The organism is Methanobrevibacter arboriphilus (assembly GCF_019669925.1).
Taxonomy (GTDB): domain Archaea; phylum Methanobacteriota; class Methanobacteria; order Methanobacteriales; family Methanobacteriaceae; genus Methanobinarius; species Methanobinarius arboriphilus_A.
This window is the reverse complement of record NZ_AP019779.1, coordinates 2265316-2290915: the sequence shown is the minus strand read 5'-3', so window position 1 is coordinate 2290915 and position 25600 is coordinate 2265316. Positions and strand designations below refer to the sequence as shown.

At 26.0% G+C, this 25600-nt stretch carries 15 protein-coding genes and 2 tRNA genes; 4 read left to right on the top strand and 13 right to left on the bottom strand.

Going from position 1 to position 25600, the window contains the following annotated elements:
* Window positions 1–722: 722 nt before the first annotated feature.
* On the bottom strand, window positions 723–2615 hold the full coding sequence (locus MarbSA_RS09865; RefSeq protein ID WP_244987872.1) for an alkyl/aryl-sulfatase: 1893 nt from the start codon (window positions 2613–2615) through the stop codon (window positions 723–725).
* Window positions 2616–3288: 673 nt separating this feature from the next.
* Here MarbSA_RS09865 and cobQ point away from each other — a divergent pair.
* Window positions 3289–5028, top strand: coding sequence for a cobyric acid synthase CobQ (gene cobQ, locus MarbSA_RS09860; RefSeq protein ID WP_221061534.1), 1740 nt, complete (start codon window positions 3289–3291; stop codon window positions 5026–5028).
* Between the two features lie 610 nt (window positions 5029–5638).
* Here cobQ and MarbSA_RS09855 read toward each other — a convergent pair.
* From MarbSA_RS09855 to MarbSA_RS09845, 3 genes are all read right to left on the bottom strand, one after another.
* The gene (locus tag MarbSA_RS09855) at window positions 5639–6790 is read right to left on the bottom strand and encodes an acetyl-CoA acetyltransferase (protein ID WP_042703617.1); all 1152 of its coding nucleotides are present in this window, start codon (window positions 6788–6790) and stop codon (window positions 5639–5641) included.
* 217 nt (window positions 6791–7007) lie between these two features.
* Entirely contained in the window at window positions 7008–8060 is a 1053-nt protein-coding gene (locus MarbSA_RS09850) for a hydroxymethylglutaryl-CoA synthase (RefSeq protein WP_221061533.1), read from the bottom strand.
* Window positions 8061–8475: 415 nt separating this feature from the next.
* On the bottom strand, window positions 8476–9849 hold the full coding sequence (locus MarbSA_RS09845; RefSeq protein WP_054835219.1) for a DASS family sodium-coupled anion symporter: 1374 nt from the start codon (window positions 9847–9849) through the stop codon (window positions 8476–8478).
* 380 nt (window positions 9850–10229) lie between these two features.
* Between MarbSA_RS09845 and MarbSA_RS09840 the strand changes: the two genes are divergently transcribed.
* A tRNA-Gly gene (locus tag MarbSA_RS09840) sits at window positions 10230–10303 on the top strand.
* Between the two features lie 2 nt (window positions 10304–10305).
* Window positions 10306–10379: transfer RNA gene (locus tag MarbSA_RS09835), tRNA-Gly, on the top strand.
* A 681-nt stretch (window positions 10380–11060) separates the two neighbouring features.
* On the opposite strand, the gene thsA is transcribed toward MarbSA_RS09835, so the two are convergent.
* Window positions 11061–12683, bottom strand: coding sequence for a thermosome subunit alpha (thsA, locus tag MarbSA_RS09830; RefSeq protein ID WP_042703611.1), 1623 nt, complete (start codon window positions 12681–12683; stop codon window positions 11061–11063).
* Window positions 12684–13218: 535 nt separating this feature from the next.
* Window positions 13219–14667, bottom strand: a complete 1449-nt coding sequence (locus MarbSA_RS09825; RefSeq protein WP_221061532.1) for an MATE family efflux transporter — start codon at window positions 14665–14667, stop codon at window positions 13219–13221.
* Between the two features lie 397 nt (window positions 14668–15064).
* On the opposite strand from MarbSA_RS09825, the gene MarbSA_RS09820 reads away from it, so the two are divergent.
* Window positions 15065–15736 carry a cyclase family protein gene (locus MarbSA_RS09820; protein ID WP_082398061.1) on the top strand — a complete coding sequence of 224 codons (672 nt, stop codon included), beginning with the start codon at window positions 15065–15067 and terminating at the stop codon, window positions 15734–15736.
* 140 nt (window positions 15737–15876) lie between these two features.
* Here MarbSA_RS09820 and MarbSA_RS09815 read toward each other — a convergent pair whose 3' ends face one another.
* The 7 genes from MarbSA_RS09815 to MarbSA_RS09785 form a co-directional block, all read right to left on the bottom strand.
* Complete coding sequence (locus MarbSA_RS09815; RefSeq protein WP_221061531.1) at window positions 15877–17370, bottom strand: coiled-coil domain-containing protein; 1494 nt, start codon at window positions 17368–17370, stop codon at window positions 15877–15879.
* Between the two features lie 826 nt (window positions 17371–18196).
* On the bottom strand, window positions 18197–19246 hold the full coding sequence (gene asd, locus MarbSA_RS09810; protein ID WP_054834966.1) for an aspartate-semialdehyde dehydrogenase: 1050 nt from the start codon (window positions 19244–19246) through the stop codon (window positions 18197–18199).
* 186 nt (window positions 19247–19432) lie between these two features.
* On the bottom strand, window positions 19433–20254 hold the full coding sequence (gene dapB, locus MarbSA_RS09805) for a 4-hydroxy-tetrahydrodipicolinate reductase (RefSeq protein WP_054834967.1): 822 nt from the start codon (window positions 20252–20254) through the stop codon (window positions 19433–19435).
* 262 nt (window positions 20255–20516) lie between these two features.
* Entirely contained in the window at window positions 20517–21410 is an 894-nt protein-coding gene (gene dapA / locus MarbSA_RS09800) for a 4-hydroxy-tetrahydrodipicolinate synthase (RefSeq protein WP_042703601.1), read from the bottom strand.
* Between the two features lie 206 nt (window positions 21411–21616).
* On the bottom strand, window positions 21617–22837 hold the full coding sequence (locus MarbSA_RS09795) for an aspartate kinase (protein ID WP_221061530.1): 1221 nt from the start codon (window positions 22835–22837) through the stop codon (window positions 21617–21619).
* Between the two features lie 318 nt (window positions 22838–23155).
* Window positions 23156–24142, bottom strand: coding sequence for a PDDEXK nuclease domain-containing protein (locus MarbSA_RS09790; protein ID WP_221061529.1), 987 nt, complete (start codon window positions 24140–24142; stop codon window positions 23156–23158).
* Window positions 24143–24798: 656 nt separating this feature from the next.
* Complete coding sequence (locus tag MarbSA_RS09785) at window positions 24799–25515, bottom strand: metal-dependent transcriptional regulator (protein WP_054834970.1); 717 nt, start codon at window positions 25513–25515, stop codon at window positions 24799–24801.
* Window positions 25516–25600: the final 85 nt, after the last annotated feature.

The following is a 25600-nucleotide window of genomic DNA, read 5'->3' as shown; positions in this document are numbered from 1 at the left end:
TTAAATTTAGTTAATATTCAATAGTCTTATTTATCTAATAAACATTTAAATCTTTTTATTATTTTATTGATTATTATTTTTGTTAACAATAATTTTAATAATAATTATCATAATTCAAATTATTTTATTAGAAATTTTTTAATATTAGAAATTTTTTTAATAAAATTTAATATTTAGGATAGAATATTATTTATTTTTTTATATATAGAATATGTTAGTTTCATAAAACGTTTTCATCTATTTTGACATAGATTTTCAAATAAAAATAATAAAAAAATAGATAAATATTAAACTAACTTTTTGTATGAATATGTTGTACTCTATCATTAATAAATGTTTTCAATATAAAGTACTTTATAAATTTTATATAATTATAAAAATTTTTATTTTTATAAAATTAAGAAATATTTGATTATTTTAATAATAAAATTTGTAAAAGTATAAAAATTTGTAATAAAAATAAATATGTAATAAAATTATAAATTTATGTAATAAAACTATAAAATTATGTAATAAAATTATAAAGGTGTATAATATAATCCATTAAAAAAAGATTAAAAAATATTATTATAAATAATTTTATAGAACCCCAATTTAAAAATAAAAACATTAAATAGATAGAGAAACTTTAAATAAATAAAAAATCCTTTAATAAAAAACATCTAGATAAATAGAGAAACTTTAAATAAAAATAATTGAAATTAGAAAATAATTAAAAATTATTAGGGAGTAACAATATTAAAATTATTTTCAAATGGAACAAAAACATCAATAAATTGTTTTAAAAGATCTTCATCACCTTTAAATTTAGTTTTATCTTCAAGAATCTCATTAAAATCTGATTTATCAAGGAAAAGTTCTAATAATTCTGAAATAGTTATATTTAACTCAAAATTAATATTTTTATCAATAGAATTTTCTCGATAAATGAATGTTGAATTTTCCAAAGACATGAACCAAATTTCATCTCTATCAGTTAATTTTAAATTTGTTTTTATGTTGATATTTTCAGCATTTTCTTTTTTTACTAATAATCCTATGTAATCCATAATAAGCTCAGTAGGCATTGATAAAAATGAGTCAGATCTTTCAATAGAAAGTGCTTTTACACCATTTCTTAATTCAAATGCACCTAAAAGGAAATTATTTCTCCAAGTTGCTGTTTCAGTTTGATAAGCTAATTGTTCCAAAGCATCAGCTTCTAAATATCTTGCTTGTTCATTATTAGGATCAGCAAATACGATATGTTTACATACTTCAGCTACCCATCTATATTCCCCTTTATCAAATGATTCTTTAGCTTTTTTAAGAACATTATCTGCTCCTCCCATAAACTCAACATATTTTTTTCCTACTTCTTCTGGAGGCAAAGGATATAAATTTGCAGGATTTCCATCATACCAACCAATATAAAATTGATATATTGCCTTAGAATTATGATTAAAACTACCATAATAATCTCTTAGATACCACTCTTTTTCTAAGCTTTTAGGAAGTTTAACTTCTTCTGAAATTTCTACTGGATTGTATCCTTGATTAGCTAATCTCAATGATTGATCGTGCAAAAATTTATATGCATCTCTTTCTTTTTCTAACAGTTCAATAATCTTTTTATTTCCCCATTTTGGCCAGTGATGTTGAGCAATTAAAATTTCAATACTATCCCCATAAATGCTAATTATACTATCAATAGCTTTCCACCATTTTCTTGCATCACGAACTTTAGCACCTCTCAAAGTGTAAAGGTTATGAATATGATGTGAAATAACTTCTGATGCATTAAATATCTTGAATTGAGGGTAATACATCATAAATTCAGAGGGAGCTTCAGTACCATTAGCCATTATAAATTCTATATCCACACCATCAATGTTTAGCTTTTCTCCAGTTTCTTTAATAAACTTTGTTGGTTTAATTAAAGAAGATATGCCTTTAGAAGCTTGCTTTCCAAGACCAACATCAACATGGCCTTGTGGTGATGGAGATAAAGTATTACCATACATATAATTTGCTCTTCTAAACATTGCATTTCCTGCAAATATGTTTTCACTAACAGCTTCTTCCATAAAACCTTCAGGAGCTATTATTTCTACTTTCCCACTATCAACTTCCTCTTGGTTAACAACACCTTTTACTCCACCATAATGATCAATATGACTATGAGTATATATAACAGCTTTTACAGTTTTTTCCCCTCTATTTTTATAATATAATTCCATTGCTGATTTAGCACTTTCTTCAGAAACCAATGGATCAATAATAATTATTCCAGTTTCCCTTTCAATAATAGTGATGTTTGAAATATCATAACCTCTTACCTGAAAAACACTTTCACAAACTTCAAATAAACCATTGCATAAATTTAATTGAGCTTGTCTCCATAAACTTGGATTAACCGTTGATTTCCAATCATCTTTTAAGAAGTTATAATCCTTCAAATTCCATATTTCATCTAATAGTTTCCCTTTTATTATAAGATCTTCAGTTGTATCAATAAGGCCTTTTTCAACTTCTTTAAAATCTATGTTATTATCAAAAGGCAATGATTTTCTTAAATTTTCATTGAAATTTTTTGTTATCTCAGTAGGCCCCTTAATATCTTTATTAAACTTCATAATTACACTTCTATTTATAATCAATTTAAGTTATTAATAATTATATTTAGGTTTTTATATAATTTAATATTAACTTAAATGAAAAAAATATTAAATTTGATATTAAATTTAATATTAAATTTTATATTATAATAATTTAATCATGAAAAAATTTAATCATGGGAAATATTAACTATTAAAGATTATTAATTATTAGATTATGTGATTAATTTAAATATAAAAAAGATAAAAATAAATAAATCAATTAAAGTTTATTGAATTAAACTTTAATATAGTAATTTTATTAATATATGATCTAATAAATCAAATATGTTATCAAGCTTAAAAGAATTACATATATCTAACTAACAATTTTATAAGTTTATACTGTATATTAATAAATTTTTGTTATATAACTCATAAAAATTAATAAAAAACAGTGATTATAACAAAAATAGTATTTATTAGTGAAAATAGTGATTATTAATAAGAATAATATATATGAGTAAAAATACTTTAAAAAATACTATTAAAATTAATATTAAAAGTACTATTGAAAATTATTATTAAAAATACTTAAAAATACTATTAAAATTAATATTAAAAGTACTATTAAAAATTATTATAAAAAAATATTATAACAATATTATAAAAAAACTTCTAAAAAATAAAATTATCTAAAAAAGGTAAAAAAATGGCTAAATGTATTATGGTTCAAGGAACTTCATCAAATGCAGGAAAAAGTGTTATGGTAGCTGCTCTTTGCAGAATATACTCCAGAAGAGGTTATAAAGTAGCACCATTTAAATCACAGAACATGTCACTTAATTCTTATACTACAAAAGAAAATGGAGAGATAGCTATTGCCCAAGTTTTACAAGCAGAAGCTGCGGATGTTGAACCAAGCATACATATGAATCCTATCCTTCTTAAACCAAAAGGAAATTTCAAATCCCAAGTAATTATCCAGGGAAAAGCCGTAGATGATATGAATTTTTATGATTATCAGCACAAATTCCGAGAAAAAGCTTTAACAGCGATAAATGAGTCACTTGAAAAACTTAAAAAAGAATATGATATCATATTTATTGAAGGAGCAGGATCACCAGCAGAAATAAATATGAGAAAAGAAGATTTAGCTAACATGGAAATAGCCCATATAGCTAATGCTGATGTATTACTTGTTGCAGATATTGATAAAGGAGGAGTTTTTGCATCAATAGCTGGAACTTTCTCACTCTTAGATAATTATGATAGATCAAGACTGAAAGCAGTTATAATAAACAAATTTAGTGGAAATCTAGATATACTAATGCCTGGAATTGAAAAAATAGAGAAAATTATTGATGCTCCAGTTTTAGGAGTTTTACCTTATGACCATGATCTTCATTTACCAGAAGAAGATTCTGCATCATTATTTGAGCATAAATTTAATTCAAATAAGGATATTGTTATTGGAGTTATTCGTCTACCTAAAATAGCTAATTTTACAGATATTGATCCTTTTGAATTTGAAGATGATGTTGGTTTAAAGCTTATTGATATAAATGATAATATAATAAATTCTAATGATGAAATCATTGATATTGATGCAATTTTAATACCTGGAACAAGAAACACAACTGAAGATATGATAGCTATGGAAAAAAGTGGAATGGCTAATCAAATAAGAGAGATTAGCAAGAAACATCCTAATGTTCCAATAGTAGGAATATGTGGAGGATATCAAATTCTCGGGAAAAAAATATATGATGAAAATAGAAGAGAATCTGATGAAGGATCAGTTGATGGTCTTGGCCTTTTAAATATAGAAACATTTTTTAAGAATAATCTTTCAGAAGAAAAAATTGTTGAGCAAAGTGAAGGAGTTATATTAAATGAAGGAACAATTAAAGATAAATATGGAGATTTTAAAAACATATTCTCATCTATTAAAGGTGAAATAATTAAAGGTTATGAAATTCATGAAGGAATTACAACATTAGACCCCTCCCATTATAACAGTAATAATAACACTACCAATACAGCTAATAATAATAACAACAATAACAATAAAGCTAATAATAATTATAATACTAATGATAATAATAGCACTAATAAAAATATTAAAGACACTAATAATTTTAGAACTGAATCACCATTATTAAAAATAAAGAAAGGTATAGGAAACATAAAACAAAAAGATCAAAAAATGCTTTTTGATGGAGCAATAAATGGAAATGTATTTGGTAGCTATTTCCATGGAATATTTCATAATTATAACTTTAGAAGAGAATTTTTAAATTATATAAGAAAAAATAAAGGGCTTGAAACAAAGTATGAAGAAGACCCTTATGAAACAAAAAAAGATTATTCTATTGACAGACTAGCTAAAATAGTTGAAAAAAACTTAGATATGGATTTCATCGATAATCTATTAAATAATCAAAAATAAATTAATAAATAATAAATTAATAAATAAAAATAAGATTCAAAACATTAATTAAAAGAATTAATTAAAACACTACTAAAATAACCTAATTATTAAATTGTTTATATTCATTTAATAAAACTGTTTTATATATTACAAACTATCTTAATACAATTAAATAAAAATAAAGTATATATGAAAGTATAAACATATATAACGATTGTGTTAATGGTTTTATTAAAAATCTAAACACTAAGAAGAAGATTTCATAATTCTCCCCCCAAGAGAATTTAATCTCTTCTTCTACAATCTTCTTCTTATATTATTCTATATTTTTCTTATCATTATTGATTACTATTTTAATTATTATTCAAGCATGTTTATAAAAGTATATCTTTACAAAAAATATATTCTAAAATAATATTTTAAAATATAATCTAAATCATAACTCTATAACTTATATTATTTTTAATATTATTTTTAATAAAATTAATAAAATAAATAAAATAAATAAAATAGATTAAATTAAATAAAAAATTAAATAAAAAACTTCTTTTAGAATATAATTATACTTAAAAAAGATAAAAAAGGTTAAAAAAGGTTAAAAAAGGTGTTATAATTAAATAACACAAAATTATCTAGAAAGGATATGAACAGCTGCAGTACCACCAGTACCCCCAATATTATGAGTCATACCAATTTCTGCACCATCAATTTGACGTTTATCAGCTTCTCCTCTTAATTGCCATACAATTTCAGCAGCTTGAGCAATACCTGTAGCACCTAGTGGATGACCTCTTGCTTTAAGTCCTCCAGATGGATTTACTGGTATTTCACCGTCAATATGAGTTATACCTTCTTCTACTGCTTGTCCACCTTTTCCTTTCTCAACAAATCCTAAATCTTCAATAGCTAAAATACCATTTATTGAAAAACAATCATGAACTTCCACAGCATCAATATCTTTTGTTGTAACACCAGCCATCTCATAAGCTTTTTTAGCTGCAACTTTAGTAGATCCAATAGTAGTAATATCTTTTCTATCATGTAAAGTTATTGTATCAGAAGCCTGAGTAGAAGCTTTTACATAAATAGGAGTATCAGTATATTGCTTTGCCATTTCAGCAGGACATAAGACTATTGCAGCTGCACCATCAGTAACAGGAGAACAATCAAGAAGAGTTAAAGGATCTGCAACCACAGTAGAATTTAAAACTTTATCCACACTGATCTCAAAAGGATATTGAGCTCTTGGATTTTTAGAAGCATTCTTATGATTAATTACAGAAAATTCAGCTAATTGTTCACGAGTAGTTCCATATTCATACATATGACGTCTAGCTATCATTGCATAAAGTGAAGGGAAAGTTACACCTTGTTGGGCTTCCCATTCTTGATCAGATGCAGTAGCTATAGCTGGTGTTGCATCAACAACATCAGTCATCTTTTCCACACCAGCAGAAATAACTATATCATGATAACCAGAAGCAACAGCCATTACTCCTTGTCTAAGAGCAAGTCCACCAGAAGCACAAGCAGCTTCAACACGAGTTGAAGAGATTGGATTTAAACCAGTGTGATCAGCTATAAGTGCAGCAATGTGCTCTTGTTGGATGAAAAGACCAGCAGTCATATTTCCAACAAACATAGCATCTAAATCATTACCTCCTACTCCAGAATCTTCAATAGCATTAAGACCTGCTTCAGCTATTAATTGTCTAAATGATGAATCCCACAATTCTCCAAATTTTGTTTGTGAGACTCCTATAATCGCAACATCTCTCATATTATCTTTATCTCCAAATTATATACTATTATTATAACTATTACTATAAATAGTATTATAAATATTATTATAAATTATTATAACATTGTATTTTTATTAATATTATTATTAATATTATTATTAAATATTATTATAATATTAACATAATTATTATATTAAAATTATCTCCAAATTATTATATTAAACTTATATTTCAAATATCATCCTAAATAGAATATTAGGACATTCTTAATTTACCCTTATACTTAGCATAAACAGCATAATCAACATAAGATTTATTTTCAATCATATTACTAAGTTTAGGAGCTAATTCCCTTTTTTCATCAATCATATCAGTTACAGATAATGTAAAAGCATCACTACCTGAACCAGAACCATATGAAATAGCCAATATATTATCCCCAGCTTTAGCTTTATCAAGAATAGAAGCTAAACCAAGAGGAGTAGCTCCAGAATAAGTATTACCAATAACAGGAGTTAAAAGACCATCTTTTATCTGTTCATTATTGAATCCTAATTTTTTACCAACTTTTAAGTAAAATTTACCATTTGGTTGATGAAAAACTGCATAATCATAATCTTCTGGACCAGTCCCAGTTTTTTCAAAAATTCCTTTAGCTGCACCTAATACATGTTTAAAGTATGCAGGTTCACCTGTAAACCTCCCACCATGAGATGGATAAGGTTGACCCTCACGTCTATAAAAATCAGGAGTATCAGTAGTAAAACTATATGTATCACCAAAATCAGCTATTGATCCATTTTCAGTGCCTTCTTTTCCAATTATAAAAGCTGCTCCACCAGCAGATGCAGTATATTCAAGAGCATCCCCAGGAGCTCCTTGAGAAGTATCTGCACCTATTGCTAATCCGTAATCTATCATTCCAGAGTCAACTAAACCTATAGCAGCTTGCATACCTGCAGTACCTGCTTTACATGCAAATTCAAGATCAGCAGCAGTCATACTTGGTGTAGCCATAATTGCCTCAGCAACAATTGTAGCTGTTGGTTTAACTGCATAAGGATGAGATTCAGAACCTACATAAACTGCCCCAATATCTTGAGGATTAATTTTAGCCCTAACCAATGCACTTCTAGCAGCTTCAACAGATATTGTAGCTGTATCTTCATCAGGAGCAGGGACTGATTTTTCATTCACAACAAGCCCATTTGATATTGCTTTTGGGTTATCCCCCCATACTTTAGCTATTTCTTCAACTTTGATCCTATATGATGGCACAAAAGCACCATAACCAATAATTCCCGCCATAAAATCACACCATAATTATTAATATTGTTTTAATTGATTAAAAATTTTAAAAAGAATAAATTAATTTTAGATTAATTGAATTTATTAATCATTATATAATATTTAGAATTTTGTTTTTATAGTATATTAATGTTTCCTATATATTACAGTAAAATAAAGAGACTCAATATAACAAAATAATGATTAATTTTAAAATTAAAACAATGCAATATAACCAATAATTGTACTATAACCACCAATAATAGCAAAATATCTAAAAAATAAAAAATAAATTATAAGACTAAAATGTAAAACTAAAATATAAAACTAAAATATAAAAAAATTAAGAAATAATCTATATAAAAAAAATTTAAGAAATAAAAATAAAAAATTAAAAAAAATATACAAAAAATTAAAAATAAAAAATTAAAGTATTTTAAGTTGCTAAGAATGGTTCTCCAATAGTAAATAAAATTATAATAGAAACTATCATACCAATAAATACCAACGGAGCTCCTGCCTTAAATATCTCTTTTATCTTTACAAATCCAGTACCATATGCCATTGCAACTGTAGGATCAGCTGTAGGTAACATGTAAGATAATGAACAAGCAATAGCTACAGGAACCGCGAATGTTCCAATTGGTAAAGATTGAGATTGAGCCAAAGTAACAGATAATGGTACTAAAATAGCAGCTAAAGCTACATTAGACATCACTTGTGTAATTAAAATACCAATTACCATTAAAACTAAAACTAAAATCATTGTAGATGGATTAGAACCAACAATATGGAATATATCATTGACTAACCATGCAGCAGCACCAGTGTTTAAAAGAGCAGCACCTAATGATAATGCTCCTCCGAAAAACATGATAAGTCCCCAATCAACATTTTTCTGAGCATCTCTCCAATCAATAATTCTAAATATAAAGAAAAGTGAAGCTCCTATTAAAGCTATAGAATAACTATTTAAACCAGTAAAACCCGCTGTAATCCATAAAGCAATTGTAAATAACAATATAGATAAAGCGATTTTTTCATTTTTAGTCATAGACCCAAGCGCATCTAATTTATCAGTTAAAGTATTCTTTCCACCAATAACCTCTTTAACCTCTGATGGGAAAACAAACCCTAACCATTTCCATATTACAAATAACATTATGATAGCAATAGGAAGACCAAATACCATCCAATTAGCAAATGGAATATGAGTATATGCAGCAGCCATTAAGTTTGGAGCAGTACCAATTTCAGTAGCTAAACCTCCAGCAAGAGAAGCAAAAGAAGCACCTAAAACCATAGCCTTTGCAAAATTACTTTTTGCATTACAAACATCTTTACAACCCATTAGATCTATAATTTCTTTAATTATAGGAAGAACTAATGCAAATGCAACTACATTTTCAATCCAAGCTGACAGTATTCCAGTTGAAAAAACACTAACAAATAAACCCCTACTCGATGTCGTTCCCACTTTATCCAACATGACATAAGTTAATCTTCCAACTAAACCACTTTTTCTTATACCTTCAGCTATAATAAATCCACCTATCATTAAAAATAGAATAGGATTTGCAAATCCGATAGCTACATTTTCAAAAGATGCAATACCAAGTATAGGTTGCATAAATAATATAATGATAGATGTAACTGCTAAATGAAGAGCTTCAGTTACCCACATTATAACAGCAAAGACAAGAAGTGCTAATGCCATATGACCTGAATAACTAAGACCATCTAGAGGTATAACCATTATAATTATAGCCACAATTATAGCTAATGGCAAGCCTATTTTTTTAAAGTCCATGAAATTTCCTCTGAGGATTAATAGATATTATAATCAATTTTAATGATTAGAATACCAATAATCATTTTTATATTTAACATTTAAACAAATAATTAATATCTACAACAACTATTATCAAATTATATAAAATATCCATATAAAAATTTATATAAATTAAAAATTTTCATTGCCTTTAAAGAATATTACATTTAAGATATATAAACTTAATCAAATTAAGATTAAACTAACAAAAAGTAGCTATAATAATATATGGTTTTTATATAATTAATAAGATATAATATGGAATTGTATTACCAATCAAATTAAAAAATGCAAAATTTTATATATGATAAGAAATAATGTATAGTTGTGTTCTGAATTATAGAATATTTTATACATTTGCGGTGTTAGTCCAGCCTGGTTAAGACTCTGGCCTGCCACGTCAGTGACCCGGGTTCAAATCCCGGACGCCGCATCGCGGCTGTAGTATAGTCTGGTTAGTACTTGGGCCTTCCAAGCCTACAGCCCGGGTTCAAATCCCGGCAGCCGCATCATATAAACATAAATCTACTTTTAAAATAGCTATTAAAATAGTTTTTAAGAATTTTGTAATTTAAGAATTTTATACAATATTTACTTTTCATAATATTTATTTTTTCAATGACTAATTTTTATAGTATCAATATTATCAATATTTAAAAATAATTAATTTTAAAAATAATTTCAATATACAAATTTTAATAAACATTAACATTATATAATTCTTAATAAAATACAATTTCTAATATATCTAATTTTTTTCATTTCAATTTATATTTCAATATATATTCCAATTTATAACACAATAAAAAAAACAGATATCTTAATAAAAGATAGGCATCTTAATCTATAATTATACTAATTTTCATTGCCTTATTTTTTAAAATCAATATTTCAAATTATTATCTATTAATTTACTAAAAATTTATTAAATATTACTTATCAATCATTAATTATTACTTATCAATTTTTAAGAATTTTTGAAATAAATGAAAATAATTTAAAAAATGAGAAATTCAAAACATGAAAAATCAATAAAATATGAATTAATCTTTAATACAAAATTTAAAAAATATCTAAAAAATACAAATAGAATCCAAATAGAATAAAAATAAATAAAAATATTACAAAAAATACAGATAATACAAAAAGTAGTAAAAATAAAAAAAATAAAAGAAAAAGATGTAAAATTATTACATCATAGGAGGCATTCCACCCATTGCTGCAGGATCCATACCATCCATATCAGGTGCACCGCCACCAACAGATGCAATTACATCATCTATTCTTAAAATCATTTCAGCTGCTTCAGAAGCAGATTGAATAGCTTGTTTTTTAACACGTTTAGGTTCGATTACTCCAGCTTCCTTCATATCAGTGACTTTTCCATCAAAGACATCGAGACCCATATAAGGAGAGCTTTCATGAGAAGCTCTGAGATCTACTAAAGAATCAATACTGTCAAGACCAGCATTTTCAGCTAAAGTTTTAGGAACAACTTCTAAAGATTCTGCAAATGCAGTTACAGCTAATTGTTCTCTTCCACTAATAGAATCAGCATAATCTTTTAATTTTTTAGCCATTTCAATTTCTGGAGCTCCACCACCAGCTACAACTTTACCATCTTCAACAGTAGCAGCAACTACACCAATAGCATCTTCAACAGCTCTTTGGATTTCATCAACTATGTGTTTTGTACTTCCTCTTACAAGTAAAGTTACAGCTTTAGCTTCTTTACATTTTTCTACAAAGATCATATCTTCTCCAGATATTTTCTTCTCAGTTACTTCACCAGCAGAACCTAAATCTTCTGCAGCTAAATCATCTATGTTAGATACAACAGTAGCTCCAGTAGCTTTAGCTAATTTTTCAATATCGGACTTTTTGACTCTTCTTACAGCCATAATTCCTTCTTTAGCTAAGTAATGTTGTGCTAAATCATCAATACCTTTTTGAGCAAATAAAACATCTGCACCAGAAGATGCGATTTTAGCTACCATATCTTTAACCATAGTTTCTTCTTGTTCAATGAAAGCTTGCATTTGAGTAGGATCAGTAATACTAATTTCAGCATCCATTTCAGTTTCTTTTACTTCAATTGGAGAATTAATTAAAGCAATTTTAGCATCAGTTAAGTTTTTAGGCATACCTGGATGAACTCTTTCTTTATCGATAATTACACCTTGAACTAAAGCAGATTCATCGACAGTAGCTCCTTCTTTCTTCTCGATTTTAATATGATCGGTTTCAACTTCACCATCTTCAGCTACTTGTTGAACTGCATCAACGACGAGCTTAGCTAAAGGTTTACGAGCTTTTTCAGTTCCTTTACCAGTCATTGCAGTCATTGCAACCTTTACTAAAGTATCTTTTCCAACATCATCGATACAGATATCTTCTAAAATTTCTTGAGCTTTTTCAGCTGCTTGTCTGTAACCCATAGCAATGATAGTTGGGTGAATATCCATGTCTAATAAAGATTCAGATTTTTTAAGGAGTTCTCCTGCAATAATTACTGCAGTAGTAGTTCCATCCCCTACTTCATCTTCTTGAGTTTTAGCAACTTCAACAAGCATTTTAGCAGCAGGATGTTCAATATCCATTTCTTTTAAGATGGTTACACCATCATTAGTAACTACAATATCTCCTAATCCATCTACAAGCATCTTGTCCATACCTTTTGGACCGAGTGTAGTCCTTACAGTTTCAGCTAATACTTTACCAGCTAAAATGTTATTTCTTTGAGCATCTCTGCCTAAAATTCTATTAGTACCTTCAGGTAAAACTAAAATTGGTTGTCCTTGGCCTTGTGCCATAAAAATCACCTCATAATTTATTTATTATAAACTTTTATAATTTAATATGCAAATAAAATATTAAACTTAAATATAATAATTATAGCTAAATATGTATAAATTTACAATATTTATAACAAGCTAATAGAAATTAATACAATATTTAGATAGATATAAACTACCTATCAACTTTTAGCAAGCATTAATAAAGTTATATTGCAAAAAAAATACATATTTAAAATAAATTTGCATATTAAAATTATCTAAAATTTATTAACCTCTATTAACTTTAATAAATTTTACAATATAAAGTGGGTTTGAGGTTATATATAAAACTTTCGGAAGTCCAATAATTTTCTAATCTTTTTGATATAATAGTTTAAAAATTATTAATAATAATTATTGATACAAAAATCAGAGATTTATCAAAAGTATTAATTAAGTTATGTTAAATTATATTAAATTATATTAAATTATGTTAAATTAAATTATGTTAAATTATATTATGTTATATTTAATATTTAAATAGCTAAAATCAATAGAATAATTTTTAATATCAAAAAACTTCATTTTCACTATTAAAGGCTATAATCTTTCTTATATATAATTTTGACCATGTGAAACCAATTATACTCCCAATTATGTTTCCAAATATAATTCCCCACCAAACACCATATTGACCCATTCCAAGAGGAATAGCTAAAATATAAGCAAATATTACAATGAAAATAAGTTGACTTACTAAGTTCAATATAAAAGAATATAAACCTTTTCCTAGACCCTGAAATATGGATAAAGATACATACCCTGCTGGAATAAATATACAGAATAATGTCATTACTCTTAAAAAGTCTGTAATAAGATTATGTAAAGCTGTTGTTTCAGGAGAATAAGTAAATAATCCTGCAATATAAGGTGCTAATATAAAAGTGATTAAAGCAGTCATAACAGCTATTAAAGTTCCAATTTTTATTGAATAATTTTGAATTATTTCCAAATCCTCATACCTTTCTGCACCAAATGAAGCACCAACTACAGGAACAACAGAATCTGTAACAGATAGAACTGGTACAATAGCTATCATTATAACTACCCAACCTAATGAATAAACAGCTACAGCATCAGTTCCAGAAACTGTAACTAATATCATGATTAAAAATCCTTCTAAAAGAGCAACTATAATAGATTCTGCTCCTGCAGGCATACCTACAGCTAAGATCTTCTTTAAAATATTTTTATTAAAATCAAAATTCTTTAATGAAAAGTTTATGTAAGTATCTCTTCTAAACCAATAAAGAATTATAACACTTACAATACCTAGAGATACCACAGTAGCAAATCCCACACCAGCCATTCCCCAATTAAAGACATATATAAAAATAGGATCAAGAATTATATTTAAAATAGCTCCAAAAGACATAGCATAAGTGGTTTTTTTAACATTTCCTTCACCCAAAAGTATTCCATAAGCAGTTGCAGTAAATACAAGGAATATTGAACCAGCAAATAAAACATTACCATAGCTAAGTGCTAAATTCATTGCCTCTGTTGTGACTCCAGCTCCGAGTATTTCTAAAATTGGATGTAAAAATAATCCCATAGAAACCATAGAAATAATGGCGAAAATTACTGTAAGAAGGATAATATGAAGAGCGGCATTGTCAGCTTTAGTCTTATTTCCTTCAGCAATGAATCTAGAAATTACAGAAGTAGCTCCTACCCCCAGACCTTGTGAAAATCCCATAACCATCAAAAAAATAGGAGATATGAATCCAATAGCTGCAAGAGCATTATGACCAAGACCAGCTACCCAAACACCATCAATAAGACTGTAAAAAGAAGTTATTAACATGGCTATAATCATAGGTCCAGATAACTTTAATATAGCTTTTTTTGGATCTCCAAGTATAGTAGATACCCCTTCTGTTTTAAAATCATCTCCTATATCATTATTAATTTTCTTATCATCAATGATATCTTTATCATTACCATCCCCATTATTCATAAGATCGCTCCAAATAAAATATTTTAATCTTTATAATAAGAAAATTCAAAGTTATTTTATTCAAATCACTACTATCATTTTATATTTTAGTTTATGTAATTTATATTAATTTCTAATAAATAATAATATTAGAAAAAATAAAGATAAATAAAAATAAAGATAAATAAAAATACAGAAAAAACAATTAATACAAAGAATTATAAATATAATACCTGATATGAATAATATAATTATTAAAAAGGACATGAATATCAAAGATATGATAAAATTAAGATAAAGTAAAAATAAAATCAATCTAAAAATAGATAAATCTAAGTTAAAATTCAAATAAAATAAGGATAAAACTAGGATGAAATTAAGATAAAATAATGATAAATAATAACAAAATGAGGATAAAATGAACTATAAACATATAGATTTAAGTCATGAAATGAAAGATAATATGATTGTTTATCCTGGAGATCCTGAATTCATATTAAAAGATGTCGCAAAAGATTCAGATTATTCTTTATTCAAAATAAGTGGAAGTTTACATACAGGAACACATATTGACGCTCCTTATCATTATATTAAAAATGGTAAAAAGGTTAATGAATTAAATCTTAATACATTGACAGGAAAAGCTAGTGTTTTAAAAACAAAAGATGATGTTTTTGATAGAGGTATAAAGATAGAAGATATTGAACCATATAAAAATAAAGAACTTGAAGAAATTAAATCAATGAAAAATATTGAATCAAGAGATCATTTAGAAAAGATCATTATTTTAAGGACAGGTTGGTACAAGCATTGGGGTGAAGAAGGCTATTTCCTTAAAAATCCTTATATTTCAAAACAACTAGCTAAGTTCTTGATTGAAAATAAAATTTGTGGGATTGCTATAGATAGCTGTTCAGTAGATAAAACAGGTGAAAATAAAATTCATAAAAAATTACTTAAAAATAATATATGGATTGTTGAAAACTTAACTAAAACAGATAAATTAGTGAAAGAAAAATATGACTCATATTTTATTCCATTAAACATATCCTCAGAAGCATCTTACATAAGGGCTTTTGTAAAAAATTAAATTATGAAAAATACAAAACAAGCAGAATATGAATGAATAAGAAATTAATATCTTTAAAAATAATTAATAAAAAAGTATTTGAATTTATTAAAATTTATTTATTTTAATTTATTTATTTTAATTTATTTATTTTAATTTGTTTATTTTAATTTGTTTATCTTAATCCATTTAGTTTCATTAGGTTTTTCTGGGTTTTCAGGTTTTAAATAACCTTTTCTTTCTAGACCCCAAATAATATTAGTTATGTTATTATAAGAAATATCTTTAAAAGATGTTTTTTGAATGTAATTATGAATTTCCTGAGAATCCATAGGTTCATCAGGAATTAAATAATAAATCTGAGATTGGAAAGAGGTTAAATCTTTTTTTGGAGAAGAAGTTAATTTTTTATAATTATCTTTTATAGACTCCAGCTCTTTATTAACTTGTTTACATGAGTTTAATTCATTCTTAAGTCTTTTTATCTCATTTTCAGTTTCTTTAATCTTACTAATATTATCTTCATTCTGAATATTATTCAATTCATCTACTTTTTCAAAGGATTTTTCACTAATTAATGCTTCAGAATCAGACCCAACTGATTTACCTAAAGAATCCTGTGGTTTATCAGCATAATTTTTATCTAAATCTGAAAATAATCCTTTTATTTCCTCTAACCTTTGAATTTTCGAATCTTTAATATTAATTTCATCTTTCAATCGATCATAATCTAATTTAGAAACATTATTATCCTTAATTTCCTTGATTTCTAGTTTTTTATCATTGATCTGATTAATCAAAGATTTAATCTTGTTATCTTTCTCAACAATCTTATCAAGAGCAGATTGAAGTTTAGAATTAATTTCTTCAAGTTCTTTATTTTTATATTGTTCAATATCCTTTTCAAGAGAAGTTTTAATATCATCAAAAGATAATTGAATTTTTTCTAATTCCTCAATCCTTTTATCTTTATCAAATAATTTATCTTCATAAGACAATTTTATTTCTTCAAAGGATGACTGAAAATCTTCTAACTCTTTAATTCTAATTTTTTTATCTTCTAACTCTTTTTTAATAGACTTGAAAACTTCTTGATCTACAGAAGCTGCTTTTAATAACTTAATTTCACTTTCTTTATTGTCAATCTCTCTTTGCATCCCTATTAAATTATCTTTACTAGCAATATTACTTTCTAAATCATTTATTTTCTCTTTATAAGACTCTATTTCATCTAAAAGAGCATTGATCTTCTTATCTTTTTCAACAATAGTAGCTAATGAAGATTCAATTTTTTCATTATATTCTTTAAGTTCTTCTGTTTTAAATTTTTTAAGATCTTTTTCAAGGGTGGTTCTTATATCATCAAAAGAATCCTTAAAATTACTAAGATCCTCGATTTTTAATTCTTGGTTCTTTATTATGTTTTCCTTATTACTAATATCTACTTTTAAATTATTTAAATCAACATTTAAATTTGAAATAACAGATTCTTTCTCTTTAACAATGGATTCTAACTTTTCAACAGCCTCATCATTTTTTAAAAGATTTTTTTCATTTTCAAGATTCATGAGATCTATTTTAAGTTCATTTATCTCTAATAAGCAAGATTTAACAAGATTTTGTAATTTAACCTTCTCTTTATCTTTTTCTACCATAATATCCCAAAGTCCCTAATAAAGATGATATATAATAAAAAGTGTGATGTTTAATATTATTAATTTTAATAAACATTATTTCTAATAAATATTATTTCTAACATTATTTCTAATAATCATTATTCATAACATTATTTCTAATAAATATCATTTTTAACATTATTTTTAATAAACATTATTAATAAAGCTATTATTGCAAGGTTTAGATCTATTTTGATTAGATTTATTTGATTAAATCTATTTTTATTAAATCCACTTTGATTAATCAATTTTTAATTAAAGCTATTATTAATTAAAGTTATTTTTAATTAGATAATCTTAATTAAATGTATTATAATTAAATTTATTATTAAAACCATTGTAAATTTTATTACTAATTTTATTATTGATCTTATTACTAATTGTATTAATAATTTTAGTATTAATTATTATTAATTATTATTAATTATTATTAATTATTAATTTTATTTTATCAAATATAGATATTATTTAATTATATTAATTATAATATTATTATAATTTCAATCATAATCTTAAATAATAAAATATTTATTAAAAATCATATATATACTTATTTGATTTATATAGTTAATTAAAGCTCTTAAAATAAAAAAAGGAATATAATTATAAAAAATAAAAATTAAGAAAATAAAAATTAAGATAATAATATAAAAATTAAAATAATAAGAATTTGGATAATACGAATTAAAATAATATAAATTAAAATTATATGATAAAATATTATGAATTAAAACATTGTAAATCTTAAAAATCTTATAGAATTATATAAATTATAAAGATTATATAAGTTAAGAATATTTAAAGATTATAAAATAGTTTTATTAATCAATTCAGCATTCAAAATAGAAGCTCCAGCCGCACCACGAATAGTATTATGGCCAACTAAAACATACTTAAAACTATTATCAAACACAGGATCTTTTCTAAGCCTTCCAACAGTTACAGCCATTCCACCATCAGCATTCCTATCCATTCTTGGTTGAGGCCTATTATCTTCCTCTTTAACAATAACTGGGTTTTTTGGAGCAGAATATAAATCTAATTCTTGAGGAAGAGATTTGAAATTAGCCATGTCATTTTTTATATCATCTATATTAATATCTTGATCTAATTCAATGAAGACTGATTCAGTATGACCATCTAAAACAGCTACCCTATGACAAGATGCTGTAAGACCGAATTGAGCAGGTTTAACTTCTAATCCATCAAGAGTTCCAAGTAAATGAAGTGTTTCACTTTCCATTTTCTCTTCTTCACCACCAATAAAAGGAACTAGATTATCCACAATAGCCATTGAAGGAACTCCATTATAACCAGCACCAGAAACAGCTTGCATAGTAGATACATACACTCTATTTATATCATAATTATCATAAATTGGTTTTAAAGTTAATGTTAATGCAATAGTACTACAATTAGGATTAGTAACTATGAAACCATCCCAACCTCTATTTTTTTGCTGAACTTCTATAATATCTAAAAATTCATGGTTGACCTCTGGAATTACAAGAGGAACATCTTTTTCCATTCTCATTGCACTTGCATTAGATGCAACTATAAATTTTTCTGCAAATTTTGGCTCTACAACAGCTGCATTTTCAGTAGGAAGAGATGAAAACAGTATATCAACATCATTACTTATTGAAGAAGGATCAGTCTCTGATACAACAATATCTTTTACAGATTCTGGCATAGCATCATCAAGATACCATGTTGTAGCATCTTCATATCTTTTACCAGCTGAACGAGAAGAAGCTGCTAAAGCAGTTATTTCAAAATCAGGGTGTTTATCCAAAAGTTGAATAAATCTTTGTCCGACCATTCCAGTTGCACCAAGTACTCCTACATTTACCATTTCATCACCAAATAAACCATTAAGATTTTAATAAACCAAATATTAAGACTGTTATCTAAAACTATTAATTAAAACTATTATTTAAACTATAAATAAGATTATTAATGAAATTATTAATAAAATTATTTATTTAAACTTATTTTTTGAAACTATTAATTAAAAATATTTATTTAATTATTTATTTAATTATTTAATCCCTAAAACATCAGCCATATCACTAACTTTACCAGATTCAGAGTTCATAATAAACCTTAAAGATCTCATAACCCCTGCTATGAAAACTTCTCTTGTATGAGCTCTATGAGTAATTTCAAGGCGTTCACCATCACCTATAAACATTACAGTATGATCACCAACAATATCCCCACCACGTATAGCATGAAGACCAATTTCCTCTTTAGTCCGTTCACCTACAAGACCTTGCCTACCATAAACGCAAACTTCATCAGCATTTCTTTCAAGAGAATCAGCTATTGTCTCAAAAGCAGTCATAGCTGTTCCAGAAGGAGAATCTTTCTTTTTATTATGATGAGCTTCAATAATTTCAATGTCAAAATCATTTAGAATTGGAGTTAAATCACGTAAGACTTTAAAGAAAACATTAACACCTATGGCCATATTTGAAGAAACAACAGCTTTTATATTAGATCTTTCAACAATATTAGCTATTTCCATAGATTGTTCATCTGTAAAACCAGTAGTTCCAACAACAATATTAACACCAAGTGAAGCAGCTATTTTTACTGTTTCGAATGCAGCATTAGCTATTGTAAAGTCTACTAAAACATCTGGTTTTGCATCTTTAAGGACAGCCTCTAAATTTTGAGCTCCATTAGTTTTAACACCAATACTACCAATTCCAATAACCTCTCCAATATCTTTTCCCTCAAGAGGAGTATTTGGTATTTCAATAGCAGCTACTACTTCAATATCATCCTGTTCAAGGATTTTTTTAATAATACCAGAGCCCATTCTCCCACCAGCTCCAGTTACAGCAACTTTTAACATAAATATAACACCCTTAGTAATTTTTTATAATATTAATAACTTTTTATATAATCTTTATTTTTAAGTTTATCAATCTTAAGTCAAGTAATATTTTTAAATTTAGTAATATTTAAAATATAATAATTTTAAGCTTAATAATAATTCTAAATTATAATATTCTATAAATTAATAACCCTTAAATTAAAATAATCTTAGATTAGAATAATCTTTAAATTATAGTAACCTTTAAACTAAAATAATCTTAGATTATAATGATCTTAGATTATAATAATTCTAAATCATTTAAAACCTGTTTAACCTTTAACCTATTTTCATCTTTTAATGGAGCAAGAGGTAATCTTATATCTCCAGAAGGCCTTCCTAACATTTTCAAAGCAACTTTAGTTGGAACAGGATTACTTTCAATAAATAAAACTTTCATAAGATTATATAATTCATAGTGTAGATCCATAGCTTTTTCATAGCTACCATCCAAACAATTATTAACCATTTGACTCATTCTAAAAGGATCAACATTAGCTACAACACTAATAACACCTTTTGCTCCAAGTGACATCATAGGAACAGTAAGATCATCATTTCCAGAAAGTATAGAAAATTCATCCTCTAAATCAGCTTCAATTAATGTTTTTCGAGTTTTAGACATTTTGTCAAGATCTGGGTTTGCTTCTTTTATAGCAACAACATTATCTAATCCTGCTACAGCAGTTATAGTTTCAGGATCAATATCAGTACCAGTACGACTAGGAACATTATAAACAATGATTGGAATATCTGAATTATTGTTTATGGATTTATAATGTTCAATGAGCCCATGAGGTTGTGGTTTATTATAATAAGGAGTTATAACAAGTGCCATATCTGCACCAGCACTTTCTGCATATTGAACAAGCTCCAATGCATCTTGTGTTGAGTTACTTCCTGCACCTGCAATTGTTTGAACTCTTCCATCAACTTCTTCAATTAAAATATCAATAAGTCTTTTTTGTTCAGGAATCGTTATAGTAGCTGATTCCCCAGTTGTTCCAGCAGCTAATAAACCATCTACACCATTTTCAATCAGGAAGTTAATATTTTCTCTATACCCATCTTCATCAACTTCATTATCTTCTGTAAAAGGTGTAATCATAGCTACTGCTGTACCTTCAAAATTCATATTTTTCCCCTCATATTTTTAATTTTTCACATTTTAATATAATTTTAAATAATTTAAACTAATTTAAAATAGCTTAGAATAATTCTAAATAATTTAAACTAATTTAAAATAGCTTAAAATAATTCTAAATAATTTAAACTAATTTAAAATAGCTTAAAATAATTCTAAATAATTTTAAATAAATTCGAATATATTAATTTTTAATATTATTCTAAAACATCTTTAACTAATTCAAAAGCTTTTTCCCCATCTGCCCATTCTACAAAGATAACAACAGCAGTTTGAGAAGAAGATATCTCAACAATATTAATATTGTTTTCTCTTAATGGAACTGTAATATCTGATATAATACCTGGAGTTTCAATAAAGTCAGGACTAACTAGAGTTAACATAGCTATCTCTTTACCAAGGGAGAGAGAACTAAGTTCCTCAGAATCAATAACCATATCATGTAATAAATGATAAGCCTCATCAGAATTCTTTTTATTAATAAAAATAGTCACAGAATTTTGACCAGCAGAAATACCAAATATATTTATATCATTTTTAGCTAAAATTGTGGTTATTTTTGAAAGCAAACCTGGCTTTTTAAGCATACCATCACCAACAATAGCTACAACAGATATTGGTTCAGGATATAACATAGTAGTCTTCATCATTTCCCCTTCATAAGGACCTACAATAGTAGTTCCAGTATTAGAAAGATCACCATACTCATGACTTATAATTTTTGCATTAATCAAAGGATCCTTATATCTCAAAGCATGTGGATGAAGCACTTGAGCTCCATGAGTAGCTAAATCTCTCATTTCTTCTACAGATATCTTATCAAGCTTTTTAGCTTTTTGGATTTTATTTGGATCAGTGGACATTACACCATCAACATCAGTGACGATTATTACCTCATCAGCATTTAAAGAATGCCCTAAAAGAAAAGCTGTAATATCACTTCCACCACGACCAAGAGTAGTTATTTCACCATCAGGCCCTTTACCTAAAAATCCACAAACAACAGGAATTATTCCTTGATCTAATATCCTATTCAATTCTTTGCTCATAAGTTCTGAAGCTTTAAAATCAATTCTAGCTTCAATAACTTTATTATCTGTTAAAAGAGGCCATTCATCAGAATAAGGATCAATATATTCAGATTTAACACCTAAAGATTCAATTACAGAAGACATTACTCTTACACTAGTCATTTCACCCATAGATAATATCTCTGCCATTTGTTTATCAGTAACATTAGAATCCACAGAATCTTCAACAATCTTTATAAGGTTGTCAGTTGTTTTATTAATTGCAGATACCACTACAACTACCTTGTTGCCTTTCATATATTCATTAACAACTGATTGGGCTGCTTTTCTTATTTTTTTTCCATTACCTATCGAAGTTCCTCCGAACTTAGCTATTATTAGTTCCACTAGCTTCACAACCTTCTATTTTTAATTTATAACATACCTATAAACATTTTTATAAACATTATTAACTTATAATCAATATTAATTTTTTATAATAAACATAATTATAATAATTCTTATTAATAAATTTAGCTATTGTATAATAATCAGTTGATAAAGAATTAAAATTATGAAGAATATTTTATACAATTATAAAGATAGAATCTAATAATTCTGAAAATGGAATTAGAATATAATTTAAGAACCAATTTAATATTTTTCAATATTTTTGTTTTAAAACTTTTATTTTTTGTTAATTTTTATCTTTTAGAATTTTAAGAATCATAAGATCTGATTTAATTTTTCCTTTAATAATTTCTTATCAGGTAACTTTGTTCGATATTGGGACACCATAGATGGAGAAAGGCTTCTACTTATTGCATATTCTACAACAGTATCATCTTTATCTCTACATAATAATATACCTATACTGGGATTTTCTTGTTCTTTTTTAACATCTCTATCTAAAGCTTCTAAATAAAAATTCAATTGTCCTAAATGTTCTGGTTTAAATTTATCTGTTTTTAATTCAAAAGCTACTAAACATTGCAATTCTCTATTGAAAAAAAGTAAATCTATATAAAAATCATTATTCCCCACTTGAATTCTGTACTCTTTTCCTACAAATAAGAAATCACGGCCTAGTTCAAGAATAAATTTTTTTAAATTTTTAATTAATGCTTTCTGAAGTTGATTTTCTGAATGATCTTCTAAATCAAGGAATTCAAAAACATAATCATCTTTAAAATAACTCGCTGATTTAGGATAAACTTCTTTTAATTTTGAAGAAATTTTATTATTAGAAATCATCATTCTTTCATATAAACTTGATGAAATTTGTCTATCAAGTTCTCTAGAACTCCATTTTTCCTTTTTGCTTTGATATATATAAAATTCTCGTTCATCAATAGTTTTACATCGAGAAAAAATAGCTACATTATTTGTCCATGTAATTTCTCTCAGCAGTGCTGAGAGTTTTTGGTGGTCTTTATAAGTTTCATAAAATTGTTTCATTCTCCATAGATTCTGTCTTGAAAACCCTTTCAAGCTTGGATCAGCTTTTTTCAGATAATCTGCTAATTGTTTTACAACAGATTGTCCCCAATTTGATTTCTCTACACGTTGATGGATAAATTTACCTATATTCCAATAAAGGTCTATTAACTCAGTATTAACACTTTTTAAAGCAGATATTTGAGATTTTTTAATCATTTTTAGAATATTAGTAAAATCTTCTTGATGAAATTTATTTATATTTGTATTTGTCATTTTTCCAACCCTATAAATAACTAATCTTTTTTAAAAAATTAAACAGATTATTTCTTCATTAAATTTTATTACATACTAAAAATTCTATTAATAATAACTAATTAGATTTCACCAATAAAGCATTTGAAAAGTAATATTTTAAAAAACTTTAATATGATTTAAAATCATGATAAGCCTATTTTTCACATTGTTGGATGACAATTTAAATTGCAGAAGGAGATTCGTCAGGAGAATAATTACATTTTTTTAATTAATATCCTCCCTATTGTCCTTATTTTCACTCATGCCCCTTTTTTCTCCTAATCAATAGTTCTATTTTTATTAGGAGATTCTGTTAACTCACGAGTCATTACAATAAGAGTATCATTTTCATAAAAATCTCTAACAACCTTTGGCTTTGTTAAAGCATAATAAACCTAATTTTTCCTTGTTTAGACCAAGACTTTCACCTTCAACAGATCTTATTTATTAGTTATATTTAAAAGTCCCTTAATCACTTTTTCAGTTTTAGTTAATCTATTTATAAATTATATTAAAATAAATAGCTAATACAGACAGAATATTATAAAGAACTAATAAATAAATTAAAGAATGAAATTTAAAAAAAGATTACTAAAAATAAAAATGAAAAAATTAAATCTATAAAAAAATTAAATTTATAAAATACTTACAAAGATATTATTAGCTATATTTCCTGGAAGATTTATGTCTGTTCCATTAACAGAAATATTCAAAGAAGATTTATTTTCATCTATTTCATTGAGTTTGACTTGAGTTCCAATAGCTATACCTAATGACATTAGCTTCTTTAAAACATCAGAATTGCCTCTAATAAATGAAACTTCAGCTTTTTCATTAGTATAAAGATCTACAATTGAAATTAAATTAGACTTTCTCACACCAATTTCTTCAATGTCTTTTTCTTCATTTACACAATCTTGACAAGAGCTAAAATCAAAATCACATGGAGGAATTGGTTTTTCATCTGGACAAAAATCAGGGTGTTCTAATATGTGACACATTGCTCTTTCAGCTTCATCTGACAATGAATGTTCCATATCACAAGCTTGTATATGGACATTTTCAGGTTTTACTTTTAATACATCAGTGAGGAATTTTTCAAGTATTCTATGTTTTCTTGTGATTTTTTGAGCTACTTTAAATCCTTTATCTGATAAGTTAGCACCTTTATATGGAATATAGTTAATATAACCTAAATCTTCTAATTTTTTTAGCATCTGAGTAACACTACCAGGAGCTATCTCTAACATTTTAGAAATTTTTGTTGTTGAAACATAGGTTTCTTTATCTCCATATTTATATAAAACTTCTAAATATTCCTCTATATTCTCACTAAGCTCTTTATTTGACATGAAAATCACCGAATATATGAATTAATGTTAAATAATATAATAATTTTAGTAATTTTTATTAATTTTTAATATTTATTAATCTTTA

What these genes read in the sequence shown, in the direction of transcription:
- MarbSA_RS09865 (WP_244987872.1), bottom strand. Translation starts at nt 2,615, where the DNA reads ATGAAGTTTAATAAAGATATTAAGGGGCCTACTGAGATAACAAAAAAT.
- cobQ (WP_221061534.1), top strand. Translation starts at nt 3,289, where the DNA reads ATGGCTAAATGTATTATGGTTCAAGGAACTTCATCAAATGCAGGAAAA.
- MarbSA_RS09855 (WP_042703617.1), bottom strand. Translation starts at nt 6,790, where the DNA reads ATGAGAGATGTTGCGATTATAGGAGTCTCACAAACAAAATTTGGAGAA.
- MarbSA_RS09850 (WP_221061533.1), bottom strand. Translation starts at nt 8,060, where the DNA reads ATGGCGGGAATTATTGGTTATGGTGCTTTTGTGCCATCATATAGGATC.
- MarbSA_RS09845 (WP_054835219.1), bottom strand. Translation starts at nt 9,849, where the DNA reads ATGGACTTTAAAAAAATAGGCTTGCCATTAGCTATAATTGTGGCTATA.
- thsA (WP_042703611.1), bottom strand. Translation starts at nt 12,683, where the DNA reads ATGGCACAAGGCCAAGGACAACCAATTTTAGTTTTACCTGAAGGTACT.
- MarbSA_RS09825 (WP_221061532.1), bottom strand. Translation starts at nt 14,667, where the DNA reads ATGAATAATGGGGATGGTAATGATAAAGATATCATTGATGATAAGAAA.
- MarbSA_RS09820 (WP_082398061.1), top strand. Translation starts at nt 15,065, where the DNA reads ATGAACTATAAACATATAGATTTAAGTCATGAAATGAAAGATAATATG.
- MarbSA_RS09815 (WP_221061531.1), bottom strand. Translation starts at nt 17,370, where the DNA reads ATGGTAGAAAAAGATAAAGAGAAGGTTAAATTACAAAATCTTGTTAAA.
- asd (WP_054834966.1), bottom strand. Translation starts at nt 19,246, where the DNA reads ATGGTAAATGTAGGAGTACTTGGTGCAACTGGAATGGTCGGACAAAGA.
- dapB (WP_054834967.1), bottom strand. Translation starts at nt 20,254, where the DNA reads ATGTTAAAAGTTGCTGTAACTGGAGCTGGTGGGAGAATGGGCTCTGGT.
- dapA (WP_042703601.1), bottom strand. Translation starts at nt 21,410, where the DNA reads ATGAATTTTGAAGGTACAGCAGTAGCTATGATTACACCTTTTACAGAA.
- MarbSA_RS09790 (WP_221061529.1), bottom strand. Translation starts at nt 24,142, where the DNA reads ATGACAAATACAAATATAAATAAATTTCATCAAGAAGATTTTACTAAT.
- MarbSA_RS09785 (WP_054834970.1), bottom strand. Translation starts at nt 25,515, where the DNA reads ATGTCAAATAAAGAGCTTAGTGAGAATATAGAGGAATATTTAGAAGTT.